This is a genomic window from Microbispora catharanthi (genome assembly GCF_006334915.2).
Taxonomy (GTDB): domain Bacteria; phylum Actinomycetota; class Actinomycetes; order Streptosporangiales; family Streptosporangiaceae; genus Microbispora; species Microbispora catharanthi.
This window is the reverse complement of the sequence record NZ_VDMA02000013.1, coordinates 68,550-88,028: the sequence shown is the minus strand read 5'-3', so window position 1 is coordinate 88,028 and position 19,479 is coordinate 68,550. Positions and strand designations below refer to the sequence as shown.

16 protein-coding genes and 1 pseudogene are annotated in these 19,479 nt (G+C 70.7%); 10 read left to right on the top strand and 7 right to left on the bottom strand.

Annotation, left to right across the window (positions count from 1 at the left end; translation table 11 throughout):
• Positions 1-16: 16 nt before the first annotated feature.
• Positions 17-1,156, top strand: a complete 1,140-nt coding sequence (locus FH610_RS23760) for a glycosyltransferase family 4 protein (protein ID WP_139576844.1) — start codon at positions 17-19, stop codon at positions 1,154-1,156.
• Between the two features lie 356 nt (positions 1,157-1,512).
• On the opposite strand, the gene cysS is transcribed toward FH610_RS23760, so the two are convergent.
• Entirely contained in the window at positions 1,513-2,868 is a 1,356-nt protein-coding gene (gene cysS / locus FH610_RS23755) for a cysteine--tRNA ligase (RefSeq protein ID WP_139576843.1), read from the bottom strand.
• A 126-nt stretch (positions 2,869-2,994) separates the two neighbouring features.
• Here cysS and FH610_RS23750 point away from each other — a divergent pair, with 126 nt between their 5' ends.
• Positions 2,995-3,738 (top strand): DUF427 domain-containing protein, encoded by a 744-nt coding sequence (locus FH610_RS23750; protein WP_139576842.1) that lies wholly within the window; start codon positions 2,995-2,997, stop codon positions 3,736-3,738.
• A gap of 6 nt (positions 3,739-3,744) precedes the next feature.
• Here FH610_RS23750 and FH610_RS23745 read toward each other — a convergent pair whose 3' ends face one another.
• Positions 3,745-4,032 carry a hypothetical protein gene (locus tag FH610_RS23745; protein ID WP_079315904.1) on the bottom strand — a complete coding sequence of 96 codons (288 nt, stop codon included), beginning with the start codon at positions 4,030-4,032 and terminating at the stop codon, positions 3,745-3,747.
• Positions 4,033-4,270: 238 nt separating this feature from the next.
• On the opposite strand from FH610_RS23745, the gene FH610_RS23740 reads away from it, so the two are divergent.
• From FH610_RS23740 to FH610_RS45655, 5 genes and pseudogenes are all read left to right on the top strand, one after another.
• The gene (locus tag FH610_RS23740) at positions 4,271-5,758 is read left to right on the top strand and encodes an NsdA family TPR-like regulatory protein (RefSeq protein ID WP_205826000.1); all 1,488 of its coding nucleotides are present in this window, start codon (positions 4,271-4,273) and stop codon (positions 5,756-5,758) included.
• 16 nt (positions 5,759-5,774) lie between these two features.
• The gene (locus tag FH610_RS23735) at positions 5,775-6,749 is read left to right on the top strand and encodes a phosphotransferase enzyme family protein (RefSeq protein ID WP_205825999.1); all 975 of its coding nucleotides are present in this window, start codon (positions 5,775-5,777) and stop codon (positions 6,747-6,749) included.
• Between the two features lie 212 nt (positions 6,750-6,961).
• Entirely contained in the window at positions 6,962-7,165 is a 204-nt protein-coding gene (locus FH610_RS23730) for a cold-shock protein (protein WP_030511616.1), read from the top strand.
• 136 nt (positions 7,166-7,301) lie between these two features.
• Positions 7,302-8,972 carry an alpha-amylase family protein gene (locus tag FH610_RS23725; protein ID WP_240809150.1) on the top strand — a complete coding sequence of 557 codons (1,671 nt, stop codon included), beginning with the start codon at positions 7,302-7,304 and terminating at the stop codon, positions 8,970-8,972.
• An 81-nt stretch (positions 8,973-9,053) separates the two neighbouring features.
• Positions 9,054-9,539, top strand: a pseudogene (locus FH610_RS45655) (DUF998 domain-containing protein); the annotation flags it as partial.
• A gap of 72 nt (positions 9,540-9,611) precedes the next feature.
• Here the strand turns inward: FH610_RS45655 and FH610_RS44600 are convergent.
• The 3 genes from FH610_RS44600 to FH610_RS23710 form a co-directional block, all read right to left on the bottom strand.
• On the bottom strand, positions 9,612-10,646 hold the full coding sequence (locus FH610_RS44600; protein WP_240809147.1) for a hypothetical protein: 1,035 nt from the start codon (positions 10,644-10,646) through the stop codon (positions 9,612-9,614).
• 57 nt (positions 10,647-10,703) lie between these two features.
• The gene (locus tag FH610_RS23715; protein WP_139577144.1) at positions 10,704-12,086 is read right to left on the bottom strand and encodes a dihydrolipoyl dehydrogenase family protein; all 1,383 of its coding nucleotides are present in this window, start codon (positions 12,084-12,086) and stop codon (positions 10,704-10,706) included.
• Between the two features lie 101 nt (positions 12,087-12,187).
• A complete protein-coding gene (locus tag FH610_RS23710) occupies positions 12,188-13,165 on the bottom strand; it encodes a malate dehydrogenase (RefSeq protein ID WP_139576838.1) in 978 nt (325 codons plus the stop codon).
• Between the two features lie 351 nt (positions 13,166-13,516).
• Here FH610_RS23710 and FH610_RS23705 point away from each other — a divergent pair, with 351 nt between their 5' ends.
• Positions 13,517-15,382: a glycoside hydrolase family 6 protein gene (locus tag FH610_RS23705; RefSeq protein ID WP_139576837.1), complete on the top strand. Its 1,866-nt coding sequence runs from the start codon at positions 13,517-13,519 to the stop codon at positions 15,380-15,382.
• Between the two features lie 87 nt (positions 15,383-15,469).
• Here FH610_RS23705 and FH610_RS42930 read toward each other — a convergent pair whose 3' ends face one another.
• Both FH610_RS42930 and dapD read right to left on the bottom strand, forming a co-directional pair.
• Positions 15,470-15,646: a hypothetical protein gene (locus tag FH610_RS42930; RefSeq protein ID WP_156081201.1), complete on the bottom strand. Its 177-nt coding sequence runs from the start codon at positions 15,644-15,646 to the stop codon at positions 15,470-15,472.
• Between the two features lie 104 nt (positions 15,647-15,750).
• The gene (dapD, locus tag FH610_RS23700; protein WP_139576836.1) at positions 15,751-16,719 is read right to left on the bottom strand and encodes a 2,3,4,5-tetrahydropyridine-2,6-dicarboxylate N-succinyltransferase; all 969 of its coding nucleotides are present in this window, start codon (positions 16,717-16,719) and stop codon (positions 15,751-15,753) included.
• Positions 16,720-17,033: 314 nt separating this feature from the next.
• Here dapD and FH610_RS23695 point away from each other — a divergent pair, with 314 nt between their 5' ends.
• A complete protein-coding gene (locus FH610_RS23695; protein ID WP_139576835.1) occupies positions 17,034-18,158 on the top strand; it encodes a glutamate-cysteine ligase family protein in 1,125 nt (374 codons plus the stop codon).
• A complete protein-coding gene (gene egtB / locus FH610_RS23690; protein WP_240809146.1) occupies positions 18,155-19,477 on the top strand; it encodes an ergothioneine biosynthesis protein EgtB in 1,323 nt (440 codons plus the stop codon). The genes FH610_RS23695 and egtB overlap by 4 nt, the downstream gene beginning before the upstream one ends.
• The last annotated feature ends 2 nt before the right edge of the window (positions 19,478-19,479 follow it).

Here is a 19,479-nt window from a genome sequence, read left to right as displayed (position 1 = left end):
CTGCCAGGCTGACCCGGTGAGGATTCTTCACGTCAGCGACTGCTACCTGCCGCGGCTCGGAGGGATCGAGGTGCAGGTCGCCGACCTCGTCAGGGCCCAGCGGGAGGCGGGCCACACGGTCGAGGTGGTGACGGCGACGCCGGGGGAGCAGCTGCCCGGGGTGCACCGGGTGGTCGCGAACCTCCCCTTCGACCTGCCGGTCCATCCGCGCGGCACGGCCCACCTTCTCCGGATCATGAGGAGCGGACGGTTCGACGTGGTGCACGTCCACACGGGGGCGGTCTCGCCGTTCGCGTGGATGGGAGTGCGCGCGGCGGTCCGGTCCGGGCTGCCGGTGGTCGCGACCGTCCACAGCATGTGGGATCCGGTCACCCGTGGCGTCTACCGTGCGCTGCAGGCGGCGTTCGAGTGGCGGCGCTGGGGCCTGGTCCTCACCGCCGTCAGCGAGGCCGCCGCGCGCCCCATCCGCGCCGTGGCCGGGCCCCGCGTGCCCGTACAGGTGGTGTCGAACGGCCTGGACGTGACCGCGTGGCGGCCCGAGCCCGGTTCGGTACGGCACAGTTCCGAACGGCACAGTTCCGTACGGGACGCGGGGGACGGGCCGGTGGACGACGTCGTCCATGTGGTGGCGGTCGGCAGACTGGCGCCGCGCAAGCAGCCGTTGCGGCTGCTGAAGCTGCTGGAGACGGTGCGCACCCGGGTGCCGAAGGACATCGCGATGCGCGCGACGATCGTGGGCGACGGCCCGGCCCGCGGGCGTATGGAGCGCTACCTGCGGGCGCGCCGGATGGGCTGGGTGTCGCTGCCGGGCAGGTACAGCCGGGAGCAGATCAAGGACCTGCTGGCCGTGGCCGACGTGTTCGTGGCCCCGGCTCCGCGTGAGTCGTTCGGCCTGGCCGCGCTGGAGGCCCGCGCGGCCGGCGTGCCGGTGGTGGCGCGGGCGCAGAGCGGCGTGGCCGACTTCGTCAGGCCGGGCAAGGAGGGCCTGCTGGGCCGCACGTTCGACGATCTCGTCGCCTCGGTCGCACGGCTGGCCCGCGACTCCGCCCTGCGTCAGTCGATCGCCGAGCACAACAGGGAGACGGAGCCGGTCCGGTGCTCCTGGCCCGCCGTCCTGGAGGGTTTCGCCCACTGCTACGAGCTGGCCAGAAGCTGATCCGGGCCACCGGGGTCCAAGAAGCGGGGTCTAGTAGGGGAGGACCCTTCCCGAGGGGGTGCGCAGGTCCATCGGAGCGGGAGTTCTCGGTGGCCGCGGTCGCGGCACGATCTGCACCTTCTTCATCGGGGCCCTCCTTTCGGCGGTGTCCGTCAGCTGGTGCCGTCATGATTCCCATGAATTGGCCGAAATTATCCTCCGCGCGTCAGTTCTTGTTCTTGTAACGTGCGCCCGTCGGTCACCCCCGCGTCGCAGACTGCCCGTCGGGGCTGCTCGCACGCCGTGGTCGTGTCCGTGCCCAGAGAGGCCGGACCCCGCCGGGATGTGAGCGTTCACTCCGGGCCGGGCGTCAAGATCTATCTGATAAGCGCGGCATGCTCGATTTGGCGCCGTTTAGCGAGCGCCCTCTCGATGTGCTGCTCCATGATCCGCGCGCGTTCGTGATCTCCCTGCCGGGCACTGGCGGCGGCGAGATTACGCACCACCCGGAGTACGGCCCCCGCGACTTCCTGCAGATGCGTTTCCCGATGCCAGGTGTCGCTGAGCGGATCGAGGCCGAGCACATTCAGCATGGCCCGGACCGATCGGCATTTCCCGGCCGCCCGCCGGCGATCTCCGGACGCCAGTGCGGCGTTGCCTTCGGCCACCGCGCCGTGGACGGCCGCGAGGGCCTGAGGCACGTTCAGGTCGTTGTCCATGGCCTCGCTGAACTGCGGGGGAAGGGATGCGGCGGCGTCGGAGGCCACCCGCAGCACGAACCTCTCGACCCTCCGGTAGGCCGCCGCCGCCTCGTCCAGGGCGTCGGGGCTGAATTCCACCGGCGACCGGTAATGGGCCGCCGCCAGGTAATAGCGGAGTTCGGCCGGCCGTACGCGGTCGAGCAGGGCCGGGACGGCCAGCGGATTGCGGAGATGTTTGCGTATCTTCTCGCCCCGGTGCGTCACCGGCCCGTTGTGCAGCCAGAAGCGTGCGAACGAATCCCCGGCGGCCCGCGACTGGGCCATCTCGTTCTCGTGGTGCGGAAATATCAGATTGGCTCCGCCGCCGTGGATGTCGAATTCGGCGCCCAGATATCGGCGGGCCATCGCGGAACATTCCAGATGCCACCCCGGGCGCCCCTCGCCCCAGGGGGAGTTCCACACCGGCTCGCCGGGTTTGGCGCTCTTCCACAGCGCGAAATCGCGCGGATCGCGCTTTCCGTGCTCGTTTTCCTCGGCCGCTCGCAGATGCCTGGCCTGCTGCCGGGAGAGGGACCCGTAATGCGGGTAGGAGCCGACCGAGAAATAGACGTTGCCGTCGGACTCGTAGGCGTGCCCGGATGCGACGAGCTGCTCCACCATCTCGACCATCTCCGGGATGTGTCCCGTCGCCCACGGTTCCACGCTGGGCGGAAGGCATCCCAGGGCGGTGTACGTGCGGACGAAGGCGCGGTGGACGGGATCGGTGATCCGCCACCACGGAACTCCCTCGGAAATGGCCCGGTGAATTATCTTGTCCTCGATGTCGGTGACGTTCCGGCAGAGCAGGACCTCGTATCCGCTGCTTTTCAGCCAGCGGTGCAGGATGTCGAAATTCACCTGCGACCTGAGCTGTCCCAGATGCGGCGGAACGACGACGGTGGGACCGCAGAGATAAATCGACACCGTTCCGGGAATTCGGGGGGCGAAATCGCGGACGGCGCGGCCATGCGTATCGTAAAGGCGAAGACCCACCTAGCCGAGGGTAAGCGACTTATCCGCTCGCTGTCGATAGCGCGGGCCGACCCCGCCCCGCACACCGGGAAATGGCGATTGTGAGGCCGGGGAATAAGGGCGATCCGCCCGCTGGTTGGCGCAGGCATGGAGCAGACGAAACGGGGCCGCGTCCGGGTGGAGACGACGGCCAAGCGCGTGCGTGTCTACGTCGAGGGCCGGGCGGTGGCCGACACCACCCGGGCCCTGCTGGTCTGGGAGGTCCCCTACTACCCGACGTACTACTTCCCGGCGGACGACGTCCGCGTGGAGGAGCTGAAGGCCACAGGGGAGACGCGGCACTCGCCCAGCAGGGGAGACGCGGCGGTCCACGACGTCGCCGGCCGGGCGGGCGCCGCCCTGGTGTACGGGGACGACGCGCCGCTGGATCAGATCCGGGGCCACGTCCGCTTCGACTGGAACGCGATGGACAACTGGTTCGAGGAGGACGAGGAGGTCTTCGTCCACGCCCGCGACCCGTACACGCGGGTGGACGTCCTGGCCAGCTCGCGTCATGTCCGCGTGGAGGTGGGCGGCGTGACGGTCGCCGACTCGCGCAGCCCGCGCATCCTGTTCGAGACCGGCCTGCCGCCGCGCTACTACCTGCCGAAGACCGACGTGCGGCTGGACCTGCTGCGCCCGTCCGAGACCGTGACGCACTGCCCGTACAAGGGCCGCGCGGTGTACTGGTCGGTCGGCGATGACGAGTCCGGCAAGGACCTCGTCTGGTCCTATCCCACGCCGCTCCCGGAGTCGCAGAAGATCGCCGGGCTGGTCGCCTTCTACGACGAGAAGGTGGACGTGTACATCGACGGCGTCCTCCAGGACCGCCCCGAGTCCAAGTTCGCCTGACCTGACTCAGCGACGGATCACGTGGAGGACGCTGGCGATGCGTTCGGCGGCGGTGACCACGTCGGAGGCGTGCCCGATCCGGCCGGCCCAGGACAGCCAGTACCACCACTCGCCGTCGCTGGCGTTGGACGCGAGCACGTCCTCGGCCATCGTGGGCTCCATGGGGTTGATGACGCGCAGACGGGGATAGAGGCCTGCCGGCGCGGTCAGGCGTACCTGGAAGGAGTGGGCCTCGAGCTGCGCGGCGAGCCGCTCCAGGTGGTCCATCGCCTCGCTGCGGTCTACCGTCGTCATGGTCAGCCTCCGGAACGTCAGGACCTATCACCGGAAAGGGTGAACCCGCAACGACCCACCGGCAATCGCCCCGATTCCCCGAAACCGTGCAATAACCAGGGAACTCACCGGGATTCCGTGGAACACACGCGGGTTCGCGAACACGAAGGCATAACAGTCTCGGGCGTTGCGTGCCTGCGCGTTTACCTTGGGGAAACAACCGTAAACGGGGACCGCTTCACCAGTGGAGGGCGTGCACATGGCCCGCGGAGAGCACTCACCCGCTTGCGCGCGTCGCTGGCGCGAACAGGCACAGGTGCGGCAGTGGACGCTCTGGCAGACCGTCCAGGCGATCCACGGGTGCTGCGGCGTCAGCCTGCTGAAGGCCCACAGGCTCGGCCGCGGGTGGTCGGCCCGGCAGGCGATCGAGGAGCTGGAGCACCTGTGCGAGCAGCAGAACCTCGGCCACCCGCGCGCGAGCATCGATTTGCTGAACGCCTGGGAGAACAATCGGGCACGCCCGCGTCCCCAGACCATCGACCTGCTGGCCCGGCTCTACCGGGCCAACGCCGTACGGCTCGGCCTGGCCGCCGACTACTGCGAGGACCAGGGCGGGCAGAAGATCGTCGTGGTGGGCCCGGGCCAGACCGCTGAGCAGGCCCGGGCCGAGGACCCGGCCGCCGACGACGCGGAGCGCCGGGCGCTGTTCCACCAGGCGATGCTGATGGGCACGCCGAGCGGCCGGTTCTTCGCGGAGGTCGAGGGCCTGCGCCACGACCTCGATCGCACGCTGGCCGGGGGCACGGTGAGCGAGGACCAGCTCGACCGGCTGGACGAGCAGGTGCTGCGCTACCGCAGGGAGTACATGACGACCCCGCCGACGCCGATGCTCTGCCGGGTCATGCTGGAGATCTCCGATGTGCGCCGGCTGAGCGCGGTCCGCCAGCCGTCGTCGGTGCAGCGCCGCCTGCTCACCGCGACCACGATGCTCACCCTGCTCGCCGCCGACGCGCTGATGAAGCTGGGCGACACCCGCCAGGCCCACGCCTGGTACGGCACCGCCCGCGCCGCCTCCGACGACGTGGGCGACCTGCGGCTGCGGGCGCTCGTGCGGGCCCAGCAGACCATGCTCCTCTACTACTACGGCGACCTGAACGAGACCGTGCGGCTGGCCCGCGAGGCGCGGATGCTGGCCGGCTCGGCCCCCAGCTCGCCGGCGGCGCTCGCGGCGGCGGCCGAGGCGCGCGCGCTGGCCAGGATGGGGGACGGCAAGGCCGCCAGGATCGCGCTTGCCGAGGCGGAGCAGATCTTCGCCCGCATGCGCGGCATCAGCCAGGACGACCTGGCCTTCGTCTTCACCGAGAAGCGGATGAAGTTCTACCGCACCGGCACGCTGATCGAGCTGGGGGACGCCCTGCAGGTGCAGGGCATCGACGGGTTCCCCCCGGGTTTCCAGACCATCGACCCGGCGCTGATCCTGCTCGACCAGGCGAGCCACCTGGCCAGGCACGGCGACCACGAGGAGGCGTGCAGGATCGCCGCGGACGCGCTGCGCCAGGTGCCCGCGGAACACCGCACCTCGATCGTCGTCACCCGGGCCAGGGCCCTGCTGGCGGACGCCGACCCCGCGCTGCCCGCCGTACGGCGCCTGCGGCGGGTGCTGTCGGAGTCGTCGCCCACGCTCGCCCTCAGCGGGCTGTTCCCCGCTGCGGACTTCCCCGTCGCCGAGAACGCCGAGAACGCCTGAAACCGCCATGAGGACGATGGAGCCGGCACCGCTGGCCGAGGAGGCGTTCGAGGTCCTGCGCGAGGTCTGCGCGAAGATCGGGGTGGACGCGCGAGGCGCGCGGCTCCTGCGGTTGCGCAGCAACGCGGTCTTCAAACTGCGCGGGAACATGGCGGGCGGGAACATGGCGGGCGGGAACATGGCGGGCGGGAACATGGCGGGCGGGGACATGGCGGGCGGGGAGATGGTGGTGCGGATCGCGACCGCGCCGGACGCGCTGACCCGGCTGCCGGTGGTCGTGGCGGTCGCCCGCTGGCTCGCCGACCGGGGCTTTCCGACCGTGCGGCCCGCCGACGAGATCGCCGATCAGCCGATCGTGCACGACGGCCGGGTGGTCACGTTCTGGCGGTACGTCCCCTCCCGCGGCCGCCCGACGACCCGGCAGCTCGGCCGGGTGCTGCGCAGCCTGCACCGCGAGCCGGTGCCGCCGGTGGGCCTGCGGACGCTCACCGACCCGCTCGCCGAGGTGCGGCACGCGGTGGAGCATCGGGCCGAGGTGCTCACCGCCGGCCAGCGGTCCTGGCTGAGCGACCGCATCGAGGAGCTCACCGGGCGCTGGCGCGACCTGGACACCGGCCCGCCGGTGCTGCTGCACGGCGACGCCTGGATCGACAACCTGCTGCGCTGCCAGGACGGGCACGTGGTGCTGTGCGACTGGGACGGCGTGGCCGTCGGCCCGCGCGAGTGGGACCTGGTGCACACCTACCACGGGCAGCGCCGCTTCGGCCTGTCGGCGGCCGACGTGGACGAGTTCGCCCGCGCGTACGGCTCGGACCTGCGGCTGTGGCCCGGCTACGGCACGCTGATGGAGGTGCGGGACATGTACGCCGTGGGCATCCATATCCGCAACGCCTCCGGCGACCCGTTCTCCCGCCAGGAGCTGCCCCGGCGGCTCGACTCGCTCACGCGCGGTGACGGGCACGCCCGCTGGTATATGGCGGCACCGGCATAGCCTCGGGTAATCGCGGGTACTCTCCGTACAGGCTGCGAGTGTCGCAGTGGACAATTCCTGAAAACATGGTTTGTAAAAAGCGCACCCGGGTTCGTCCCGGCGGCGGATATACGCGCATTCCCAGCGTCTCACGCGGTCGCGCGATGAATCCGCTACGCAGCCTCATGCTCTCGACCTGGGAACATGGTGTGGCTTCCAAGAAGGAGAAGCAGTTGTCTGAAGGCACTGTCAAGTGGTTCAACGCCGAAAAGGGCTTCGGTTTCATCGCTCCGGACGACGGCACCGCTGACGTGTTCGTTCATTATTCGGCGATCACTTCGAACGGTTACCGGACGCTGGACCAGAACCAGCGAGTCAGCTACGTGACCGTTCAGGGCAACAAGGGACCGCAGGCCGAACAGGTCACGCCGCTCTAGGACGTGACGCACGGTGACATCGCGGCCGTGACCGGCCGCGCCGGCGGTACCACGTCGGCCCGCGCCGCTCCGGCGGCGCGGGCCCGATGTTTTGCCGTTCCTTTGCCGGGCATCGGGAATGGTCATGAGACTGAGCATGACCTCCGATCTCTGGTGGAAAAACGCGGTCGTGTACTGCCTGGACATCGAGACCTTCGCCGACGGCAACGGCGACGGGATCGGTGACTTCAGGGGGGCGATCCAGCGCATCGACCATCTCGACCGGATGGGCGTGACGTGCATCTGGCTGATGCCGTTCTTCCCGACGCCGGACAAGGACGACGGCTACGACATCACCGACTTCTACAGCGTCGATCCGCGCCTGGGCACGCTCGGCGACTTCGTCGAGTTCATGCGGGTCGCCAGGGATCGCGGCATCAGGGTCATCGCCGATCTCGTGGTCAACCACACCTCCGACAAACATCCCTGGTTCAAGGAGGCGCGCTCCAGCCGGGACTCCCGCTATCGGGACTGGTACATCTGGTCCGACAAGCCGGAGCCCGACGATCCCAAGGGCATCGTGTTCCCCGACAAGGAGGACAGCCTCTGGGAGTACGACGAGAAGACCGAGCAGTACTACTTCCACCGGTTCTACCGGTTCCAGCCCGACCTGAACACCGCCAACCCCGAGGTGCAGGACGAGATCTCGCGGATCCTCGGGTTCTGGATGGAGCTGGGCCTTTCGGGCTTCCGGGTCGACGCCGTGCCGTTCCTCGTCGAGCAGGTCACCGACAGCGGCGATCTGCCCGATCCGCACGAGTTCTTCGCCTGCCTGCGGGCCTTCCTCAGCCGCCGCGACGGCAGCGCCATCCTCCTCGGCGAGGTGAACCTGCCGTACGACGACCTGGTGCGATACTTCGGCAACGATCTCGGTGACGAGATCACGATGTGCTTCGACTTCATCACCATGCAGCGGACGTACCTGTCGCTGGCCCGCAACGACGCCGGCCCGCTGGCCGCCGCCCTGCGGGAGCGCCCCGAGGCCCCCAAGGACTCCCAGTGGGCGACGTTCGTCCGCAACCACGACGAGCTCACGCTCGACAAGCTGAGCGACGCCGAGCGCGAGGAGGTCTTCGCGGCCTTCGGCCCGGACAAGAACATGCAGCTGTTCGGCCGGGGTCTGCGCCGGCGCCTGCCCACGATGCTGGGCGGCGACGTCGACCGGATCAAGATGGTCTACAGCCTGCTGTTCTCCCTGCCGGGCACCCCGGTGCTCTTCTACGGCGAGGAGATCGGCATGGGGGAGAACCTGGAGCTGGAGGGCCGCCAGGCCGTCCGGACACCCATGCAGTGGACCCCGCACCGCAACGGCGGCTTCAGCGACGCCGACCCCTCGAAGGTGCAGATACCCATGCCCACCGGGGACTACGGCCCCGAGAAGGTCAACGTCAGCGCGCAGGAGCGCGACCCCGACTCGCTGCTGTTGTGGATCACCCGGCTGATCCGGCACTACCGCGACTGCCCGGAGTTCGCGTGGGGCGAGTACACCGTGCTCGACGCCGGCGTGGACGCCGTGTTCGCCCACCGGGCCGACTGCGACGGCGAGACGGTCGTGGCCGTGCACAACCTCAGCGAGGCCGAGGTCGAGGTGGAGATCGCGCTGGACGGGCTCGACTCGTCCAAGGTGCTGACCGACCTGCTGGTGGACGGCACGGTCGAGATCTCCGGTTCCGGGCGGGCCCGTTTCCCCATGGGCAGGTATGGCTGCCGCTGGTTCCGCGCCTCCACCCCCGAGACGGCCCCGGCCGATTCCGCCGACGTCTCCTGAGCTCCCTAGGGGTTCCCTCAGGGACGGCTCGGGTGGATCTCCGATGGGCCGCCGCCCTCCCCACGGCCACAGTGAAGAGCCATGGGGATGGTCTTGGGATACCTGCTGGTGGCGACTGGCGCCGCCGCGATGCTCGCGTTACATCTGGTGGCGGGGCTCGACCCGCTCACCGACATGATCAGCGAGTACGTCTTCGCGCCGCACGGTTGGCTGCTGCCGGTCTCGCTGACGTCGCTCGCCCTGGGCTCGGCCGTGCTCGCCGTACGGCTGGCGCGGCTGGACCGGCGTGCGGCGCTGCTGGTGGGCGTGTGGGGCGTCTGCCTGCTGCTGGTGGCCGGGTTCCCGACCGACCGACCGGGGCTGTCGCTGTCGCTCTCCGGCGGCATACACCGCTATGCCGCCTTCGCCGCCTTCGTCAGCCTGCCGTTGGCCGGGCTGCTCGTCGCCCGGGTCACCCGCTCGCGTCCGGTGCGCGTGCTGTGCGCCGTCGCGCTCGGTTCGCTGCTCCTCGTGGTCCTGCCGTACGCCTTCCGGATGCTGCACCTCGACCCCGGCACGGTGCCGGCCGGGCTCACCCAGCGCCTGACCGTCGTCTCCGAGGTGGCGGCGCTGGTGGCCATGTCCGTGTCGGCGGCGAGGTCAGCCGCCGCAGCTCTGGTAGGTGAAGGTGCCGGCCCGGACCTTGTATCGGTCACGCACTCGGGTCTTGCCCGTCTGCGTGTCGATCCTCAGGACGGTCACCACATCGCGGGTGCCTCCCGACTCGCTGAAGTGGACGGTCACCTCGTGCTCGCCGGTCCAGTCGATCATGTCGGGCAAGGTGTCCCCGGGCAGGGAGACGCGGACCGAGCCCGTCGTCTGGTCGGTCTTGACGTCGTAGAAGCGCAGCGCCGCCTTCTTGCCGCTACCGGTGACGAAGGCGACCGTGCGGTCGTCGGCCGACAGCGCCCACGGGCCGTTGTTGGCCACGATCTGCGGTGGGACGGCACTGGCCAGTTCGGCGCCGGCGTCGTCGTGGACGGCCAGCCCCATGGTGTTCGCGGTGGCGTCCCGCTGCAGGAGGACGGCCGAGCCGTCCCCGCTGAAGCCGGAGAACCCGCCCGACTTCGGGATCGTGCCGGTCACGCTCGCCCGCGCGACGTCGAACAGGCGGCCTCGCGTATCGCCGTCGTCGTCGGTGTAGGCGAGGGCCAGGCGGCTGCCGTCCTGGGACATGTCCAGCCAGACCGAGTCCATGCCGATGCCGCGCGGCAGCGGCGTCTTCGGCATCACGTGGACCCCGCCGTGGAACTCGCGCACGACCAGGCGATGGTCTGACTTGCGGAAGTAGGCCACCGACTCGCCGTCACCGCTGACGGTGAGGGGGGCGCTGAGGCTCTTGTCGACCTTGCCCTTGGCGTTGAGCGGCCACAGCATGGCGTCCTTGAGCGCGACCCGCCCGCCGTCGAGCAGGTCCAGCCGCCAGGTGTGGCACGGCCTCTCGGTGTCGTCCTTGGCCGTGCAGGCGTCCACCGAGGCGTACCTGATCGAGTGGTGCGCGGAGTGCCGCATGGAGGGTGCGGTCCGGGCCGTGGCGGGCGCGGCCGCCACGGAGATCGTGAGCGTGGACAGGGCGAGGCCGATCAGCCCCATTGAGATGGGACGCAGTGTGATCGGCCGGGTGGGGTGCCGCATGACTTTCTCCTTTCTGGGAGGTCATGCATTGGACCCGCCCCGGGGGTCGCCGGTTCGTCACAAGTCGATTGCGTATGCCTGGCCGTCAAGCGTCTCGAGCGCGTCCTCGATGGCCCGGTGGAAGGTCGGATAGGCGTACATCATGTGCCGCAGCCGCGTCGTGGGGATCTCGTTCTGCACCGCCACCACCAGTGCGCCGAGCACCTCCCCGCCGGCCGGCCCGGCGCTCGTGGCGCCGACCAGCACGCCACGCCGCGCGTCCTCCACCAGCTTGACGAAGCCCTCGTGCCCGGCCCCGTGGATCCAGCCCCGGGCCGACTCGCTGACGGAGGCGAAGCCCACCCGCACGTCGAGCCCGGCCTCCCGGGCCTCCCGCTCCGTCAGGCCGACCGAGGCCACCTCGGGGTCGGTGAACGTGACCCGGGGCACCGCCCGGTAGTCGGCCGGTGGGCCGCCCTCGCCGAGGATGTCGCGGGCCGCGATCCTGCCCTGGTAGACGGCGACGTGCGTGTACGCCCCCCGGCCGGTGACGTCGCCCACCGCCCACACGCCGTCGGCGGCCCGCATCCGCCCGTCCACGGTGACGAACCGGGCGCTCTCGTCGAGGCCGGCGTCGCCGGCGCCGATCGCGGCCAGATCGGTCCTGCGCCCGGTGGCGACCAGCAGTCGCACGGCGCGGAGGGTCCGGCCGTCCTCCAGCGTGAGCGTGAAGCCGCCCTCGTCGTGCCGCACCCGCTCGGCCGCGACGCCGGTGTGCGTCTCGAGGCCCTCGCCGGCGAACACCCGGGCCAGCAGCACGCCGGCCTCGGGCTCCTCCTGCGCGAGCAGGCGGTCGGCGGCCTCCACGACCGACACCCGCGTGCCGAACCGGGCGAACACCTGGGCGAGTTCGCAGCCGATCGCCCCGCCGCCGAGCACGATCAGCGACTCGGGCACGTGCCGCGCAGCGACGGCGTCCCGGTTCGTCCAGAACGGCGTGCCCTCCAGGCCGTCGATCGGGGGGACGGCGGGGCTGGTCCCGGTGGCGAGGACGATCCCGCGCCGTGCCCGCAGCACCCGGCCGTCCACGGTCACCTCGCGCGGCCCGGTGATCCGGCCGCGGCCGCGGACGAGGTGGACGCCGGTGCTCTCGAAATGCTCCGCCCTGGCGTCGTCGCTCCAGCCGTCGGTGGCCTCACCGCTGATCCGGTCGATCACCGGGGCCCACTTGGGGAAGACCCGCACCGAGCCGGCCATGCCGGGCACCCGCCGCGCCTCGGCCAGCAGTCCCGCGGCGCGCACCATCATCTTGGAGGGCACGCAGCCCCAGTAGGCGCACTCGCCCCCGATCAGGCCGGCCTCCACGCCGGCGACGCTGAGGCCCGCCTCCGCCAGCCGTCCCGCGACGTCCTCTCCGCCCGGTCCCAGACCGAGCACCACCACGTCGTACATGCCGTCCATGCCCGTCAACTGCCCAGGCAGGCGGAGCCGTACCGTGCGGGAGACCCGGGACAACACGAGGGGCGGGCCCGTGCGGGCCCGCCCCTTCCGTGCGCGAATCGTCAGATGAGACCGAGCGCCCGCACGGCGTCGCGCTCCTCGACCAGCTCGTTCACCGAGGCGTCGATCCGCTCGCGGGAGAACGCGTCGATCTCCAGGCCCTGGACGATCTCCCAGCGGCCGTTCCTGGACACCACCGGGAAGGACGAGATGAGGCCCTCCGGCACGCCGTAGGAGCCGTCGGACGGGATGGCGGCCGAGGTCCAGTCGCCCTCGGGCGTGCCGTTCACCCAGTCGTGCACGTGGTCGATCGCCGCGTTGGCCGCGGACGCCGCCGAGGACGCGCCGCGCGCCTCGATGATGGCGGCGCCGCGCTTGGCGACGGTCGGGATGAAGGTGTCGCGCAGCCACTCCTGCTCGACCTGCTCGGCTGCGATCTTGCCGCCGACCTCGGCGTGGAAGAGGTCCGGGTACTGCGTGGCGGAGTGGTTGCCCCAGATCGTCATCTTCTTGATCTCGGCCACCGGCACGTTCAGCTTGGCCGCGAGCTGCGAGAGCGCGCGGTTGTGGTCGAGACGGGTCATCGCGGTGAACCGCTCGGCCGGCACGTCGGGAGCCGCGGACTGCGCGATGAGCGCGTTGGTGTTGGCCGGGTTGCCCACGACGAGCACGCGGATGTCGTCGGCCGCGTGCTCGTTGATGGCCTTGCCCTGCGGGCCGAAGATGCCGCCGTTGGCCTCGAGGAGGTCGCCGCGCTCCATGCCCTTCGTACGCGGGCGGGCGCCGACGAGCAGCGCGACGCTGGCGCCGTCGAAGGCCTTGGCCGGGTCGTCGGAGATCTCGATGCCCCGCAGCAGCGGGAACGCGCAGTCGTCGAGCTCCATCGCGGTGCCCTCGGCCGCCTTGACGGCCTGCGGGATCTCGAGAAGGCTCAGCTTCACCGGGGTGTCAGCCCCGAGGAGCTGGCCCGAGGCGACGCGGAAGAGCAGCGCGTAACCGATCTGGCCGGCCGCGCCGGTGACGGTCACTTTGACGGTCATGACGGATCCCCATTCGCGATATGTGTGACTCACGGATGCTACCCGTCGGCCCGGTTCCCCCTGTGACCAGGTGGTGCATCCCCACTTCCGCGCGTCGGGGGCGGTCTGGACGGGACATCCGGCCCCTGGCCACGCGTTTCGCCAGTGAAAGGGTGAAACTTTCACGAAACACGCAGGTGACTTCTGACGTAACGGCATGACGGAATCCCTGCTCGGACGCGGGGTGAACGCCGGGCCGCGACTTCGCCGCGCTCCCGCCCTTGACGGGTCCCTGTACGGCGCCGGAGGCGGTGCCTATGGTTCGTGGGAGCGCTCCCAAGCGCAGTATTCATCGCCAGGAGGACCTTCCCAATGAGATCCACCCCCCGACCGGGAGCCGTGAGCTCCACGGTGCGCCGCGGCCTGGTCGCGGCGGCCGTGCTCGCGCTCGGTTCCACGGCGGCCGTCGCCACCGCCACCTCGGCGAGTGCCGCGGTCTCCTGCAAAGTCAACTACTCCGCCAGCGAGTGGCAGGGCGGCATGTCCGCCAACCTGACCATTCAGAACCTGGGCGACGCCCTCAACGGCTGGACGCTCACGTTCAGCTTCCCGAACAGCAGCCAGAAGGTCAGCCAGGGCTGGTCGGGCAACTGGAGCCAGTCGGGCAGCAACGTGACCGTGACCGCCATGGACTGGAACAAGTCCCTGGCCACCGGCGGCTCGACGAGCATCGGCTTCAACGGCACCTGGTCCGGGAGCAACCCGGCGCCGAGCGACTTCAAGATCAATGGTGTGTCCTGCAACGGCACCCCGCAGTCGCCGTCGCCGTCGCCGTCCGTCTCGCCCTCGGTGTCGCCCTCGGCCTCCCCCTCTCCGAGGGTCTCCCCGTCGGCCTCGCCCTCTCCCAGGGTCTCCCCGTCGGCGTCCCCGTCGCCGTCCGCTTCTCCGTCGACCTCGCCGCCGCCGCCCGGGACCCACGTGGACAACCCGTACGCCGATGCGACGGGCTACGTGAACCCCGACTGGTCGGCCAGCGCGAAGTCCGAGCCGGGCGGCTCGCGGGTGGCCAACATCTCCACGGCGATCTGGCTGGACCGCATCGCCGCGATCAGCTCCGGCTCGGCCGGCAACAACAGCATGGGCCTGCGTGACCACCTCGATGAGGCGGTCAGGCAGGACGAGGCCAACGGCAGCGCGCCTCTCACGATCCAGGTCGTCATCTACGACCTGCCGAACCGCGACTGCTCGGCGCTCGCCTCCAACGGCGAGCTGAAGATCGCGCAGGACGGCCTCGCGCGGTACAAGAGCGAGTACATCGACGTGATCGCCGGGATCATGGCGGACTCGAAGTACTCGAACCTCCGCATCGTGACGGTCATCGAGCCCGACTCGCTGCCGAACCTGATCACCAACGTCAGCAACTTCCAGGCGTGCCAGGAGGCCCAGTCCTCGGGCGCCTACGTCCAGGGCGTGCAGTACGCGCTGAACAAGCTGCACGCGATCAAGAACGTGTACACCTACGTGGACGCGGCGCACCACGCCTGGCTCGGCTGGGACAACAACTTCCAGCCGATGGTGAACCTCTTCTACCAGGTCGCCACCGGCACCACCGCCGGCGTGAACAGCATCGACGGCTTCATCGTGAACACCGCCAACTTCGCCGCGCTGACCGAGCCGTACTTCAACATCAACACCACGGTGAACGGTCAGTCGGTGCGCCAGTCCCACTGGGTCGACTGGAACTGGTACGTGGACGAGTCGTCCTTCGCGACCGGTCTCCGCAACGCCCTGATTTCGAAGGGCTTCCCGAACACCATCGGCATGCTGGTCGACACCTCCCGCAACGGCTGGGGTGGCTCGGCCCGGCCGACCAAGGCGAGCACGTCCACCGACGTGAACACCTTCGTCAACGAGTCGCGCGTCGACCGCCGGATCCACGCTGGCAACTGGTGCAACCAGTCCGGCGCCGGTATGGGTGAGCGGCCGAAGGCGAACCCCGCCGCCGGTTTCGACGCCTACGTCTGGATCAAGCCTCCGGGTGAGTCCGACGGTTCCAGCTCGGCGATCGACAACGACGAGGGTAAGGGCTTCGACCGGATGTGCGACCCGACCTACACCGGTAACAGCCTGAACGGCAACAACATGTCCGGTGCTCTGGGTGGCGCCCCGGTTTCGGGCCACTGGTTCTCCGCGCAGTTCCAGCAGCTCATGCAGAACGCCTACCCGCCCCTCTCGTAACACGAGGCGCGAGTGACAGCGGGCCCCGCCGCATCCGCGGCGGGGCCCGCCCCTGTTTTCCGGCCCTGTTTCCGGCCATGGAGCCGGTCAGGAGTAGTGGTTCGACCTGCTGCTCCGGGTGAGCTTGAGCACGACCGACACGATCAGCGCGATGGCGCCGATGATCAGAACCCACTTCAGCGCGCCGAAGATGAGCCCGATGACGGAACCGAGAAGGAAGAACCCGACGATGACGGCTGCGGCGATGAGGAGAATGCGTCCCATACCCTCACCGTACGGGCCGCCCTCCCGCCGTTCACAGGGCCGAAGGCCAAGTTCAGGGCAGACTCAGGGTCATCTCAGGGTGGGGGAGGGGGCCCGCTCCAGCGTCAGTCGTTGGCGTGCAGCGCCGCGTTGAGCTCGATGCCCCCGCTGTCGCGGGACACCGCCTCGACCGCCCCGGTCGTCGAGTTGCGGCGCAGCAGCAGGCCCGACTTGCCCGACAGCTCCCTCGCCTTCGCGACCGTCCCGTCCGGCAGCGTGACCTTGGTGCCCGCCGTGACGTACAGCCCGGCCTCCACCACGCAGTCGTCGCCGAGCGAGATGCCGATGCCGGAGTTGGCCCCGAGCAGGCAGCGCTCGCCGATCGAGATGACCTCCTTGCCGCCGCCCGACAGCGTCCCCATGATCGAGGCCCCGCCGCCCACGTCGGAGCCGTCGCCCACGACGACCCCCGCCGAGATGCGGCCCTCCACCATGGAGACGCCGAGCGTGCCGGCGTTGTAGTTGACGAAGCCCTCGTGCATCACGGTGGTGCCGCTCGCCAGGTGGGCGCCGAGCCGTACGCGGTCGGCGTCGGCGATCCGCACCCCGGCCGGCAGCACGTAGTCGACCATCCGGGGGAACTTGTCCACGCCGTACACGGTCACCGGGCCCCGGGCCCGCAGGCGCAGCCGCACCTCCTCGAAGCCCTCCACCTTGCACGGGCCGTGGTTGGTCCACACGACGTTGGCCAGCAGCCCGAAGATCCCGTCGAGGTTGAGCGCGCGGGGCCGGACCAGGCGGTGGGACAGCAGGTGCAGGCGCAGATACACGTCGTGCGCGTCGGCCGGCGGGGCCGACAGGTCGGCGATGCCGGTGCGCACGGCCACGACCTCGACGCCCCGGGCGAGGTCGGGGCCGACCAGTTCCGCCATGCCCTCGCCGAGGTCCTCGCCCGCGATCGGCTCGGTGCCCACGGCCGGGGGCTCGCCCAGCGCGGGGAAGGGGAACCAGGTGTCCAGCACGGTGCCGTCCGCGGCGATCGTGGCCAGGCCGATGCCGTACGCACCCGAGGTGGTGGAGTCGATAGCTGTCATGTGCACCTACGCTACCGGCTCACGAGGAGGGGTCTCCTGGGCGGACGACGCCCGACTCGTAGGCGTAACGCGGCCTGGGCGCGAGCGCGTGGAACCTCGTGCTCGGCCTCGGCGGCCCGGTCATCCCGCTGGTCGTCTTCGGAATCGTCGGCGTCTCGATGATCCGCATGCGCGACGAGGAGTGGGCGACCTCCACCGCCGCGTGACCGGTGTTAACGCACTGTTTCAGTGGGTTTCAGGTTGAGAAGGGGGATTACGGGGAAAGTTGACTCGGCGCGACCGAGTCGCGTAAACCTCGGCCCGATGGGGGGCGAATGACCGACGTGCAGAGGTACGCCCGGGACTGCTTCCGCGGGGTCACCTCCGACCGGTTGGGCGTCGAGCTGGAGTTCCTGGTCTTCGACGCGGACAACCCCGCGCTTTACGTCCCCATCGCCCGGATCGCGGGCGCGCTCCCCGCGCTCGCGGGTGGCAGCCGGGTGACGTTCGAACCGGGCGGGCAGCTCGAACTGTCCGCCCCGCCGGACGTCCTGCCCGCCGCCGTCGCGAAGCTCACCGCCGACGTCGACGCCGTACGGCTCGCGCTCGCCCGGGCCGGGCTGCGGCTGGGCGGCCGCGGCCTGGACACCCTGCGCGCGCCCCTGCGGCAGTTACGAGAGCCCAGGTATGAGGCGATGGCCGCGGTCCTGGAGCGGCCGGACGGCCTGACGATGATGTGCTCGACGGCGTCGATCCAGGTCAACCTTGACTTCGGTGAGGATCACCGGGCTCGCTGGGAACGGGCCCACGTGCTCGGCCCGGTGCTGGTGGCGGCCTTCGCCAACTCGCCCGCCGACGGGTGGGCCTCCGGCCGCCAGGCCGTGTGGGGCAGGCTCGACCCGAGCAGGACCGCGCCGGTCGCGCAGAACGGCGCCCCCGCGGACGACTGGGCGCGCTACCTCCTCGACGCCCGCCTCATGCTGGTCCGGGGGACCGGCGGTCTCCTGCCGGTCCTCGACGGCTCGGCGTTCCGCGACTTCGCCCGCGTGGCCGGGCGGCCCCCTACTCAGGCCGACCTCGCCTACCACGCCACCACGCTCTTCCCACCCGTGCGGCCCCGGGGCTTTCTGGAGGTGCGCTACCTCGACGCGCAGGGGGCCGCCGAGTGGCCCGTGTGCGTGGCCGTCGTCCACGCGCTCGTCACCGACGACCGGGCCGCCGGGATCGCCATGGAGGCGGCCCGGCCGGTCGCCCACCGGTGGGCGGACGCCGCCCGTCTCGGCCTCGCCGACCCCGATCTGCGCCGCTCCGCCTCGGTCTGCTTCGCCGCCGCCGCCGAGGCCCTGCCGCGCCTCGGGGCCGAGCCCTCGCTGGTCGCCCGGGTCCGCGCGTTCGCCTCTCGGCACATCGAATCCGGCCGATCGCCGGCCGCCGACCAGATGGAGGAGATGTTCGCGTGACCGATCTCGACGCCGTCCTGGGCAACGCCGGCCCGACCGGCCTGAAGGAGCGGATCGCGGCCGAGCTCGCCGCCGTACGCGAGCGGTCGCTCGCCTACACCGACGCCGACGACGACATGCTCGTGCGCCAGCACTCGCCCCTGATGTCGCCGCTGGTCTGGGACCTCGCCCACGTCGGCAACTACGAGGAGCTGTGGGTGCTGCGCGAGGTGGGCGGCATCGAGCCGCTGCGCCCGGAGATCGACCACCTCTACGACGCGTTCAAGTATCCGCGCAAGGACCGGCCGTCGCTCCCGCTGCTCGGCCCGGCCGAGGCCAGGAAGTACATCTCCGGCGTGCGCGGCCGGGTGCTCGACGTGCTCGACCGGGTGGACCTGACCGACCCCGATCCGCTGCGGTCCGGCGGCTACGTCTTCGGGCTGGTGCTGCAGCACGAGCACCAGCACGACGAGACCATGCTCGCCACGCTCCAGCTGTCCCGGCGGCCGGGCCTGGTCCGCGACGGGGAGCTGCCGCCCGGCAGGCCCGCCGCCGAGCCCGAGGTGCACATCCCCGCCGGGGTCTTCACGATGGGCACCGGCGGGGGCACCGACACCACGCCCTGGGCGTACGACAACGAGCGGCCGGCCCACCGCATATACCTGCCGGGCTACTGGATCGACCGCCACCCCGTCACGAACGCGGCCTACCTGGAGTTCGTCGAGGACGGCGGCTACCGCGACCCGCGCTGGTGGCTGCCGCAGGGCTGGGAGTGGGCCGAGCGGAACGGCGTGGAGGCCCCGCTGTTCTGGACGCGCGACGGCGACACCTGGTGGCGGGTCCGGTTCGGCCGGGAGGAGCCCGTGCCGCCGGACGAGCCGGTGCAGCACGTCTCGTGGTACGAGGCCGACGCGTACGCCCGGTGGGCGGGCAAGCGCCTGCCGACCGAGGCCGAGTGGGAGAAGGCGTGCGGCGGCCGCACGTATCCCTGGGGCGAGGCCGATCCCGGCCGTCTCGGGCGCTGGGCCAACCTCGGCCACCGCGCGGCCCGGCCCGCGCCCGCCGGGGCGTTCCCGGACGGCGCGAGTCCTTATGGCGTCGAGCAGCTCATCGGGGACGTGTGGGAGTGGACCGACTCCTGGTTCCAGCCCTATCCCGGCTACCGGTGCTTCCCCTACGAGGAGTACAGCAAGGTCTTCTTCGGGGAGACCTACCGGGTGCTGCGCGGCGGGTCGTGGGCCACCCATCCCTCCGCGGTCCGCACGACCTTCCGCAACTGGGACTACCCGATCCGGCGGCAGATCTTCGCCGGGTTCCGCTGCGCCCGCTCGGAGGACTGAGG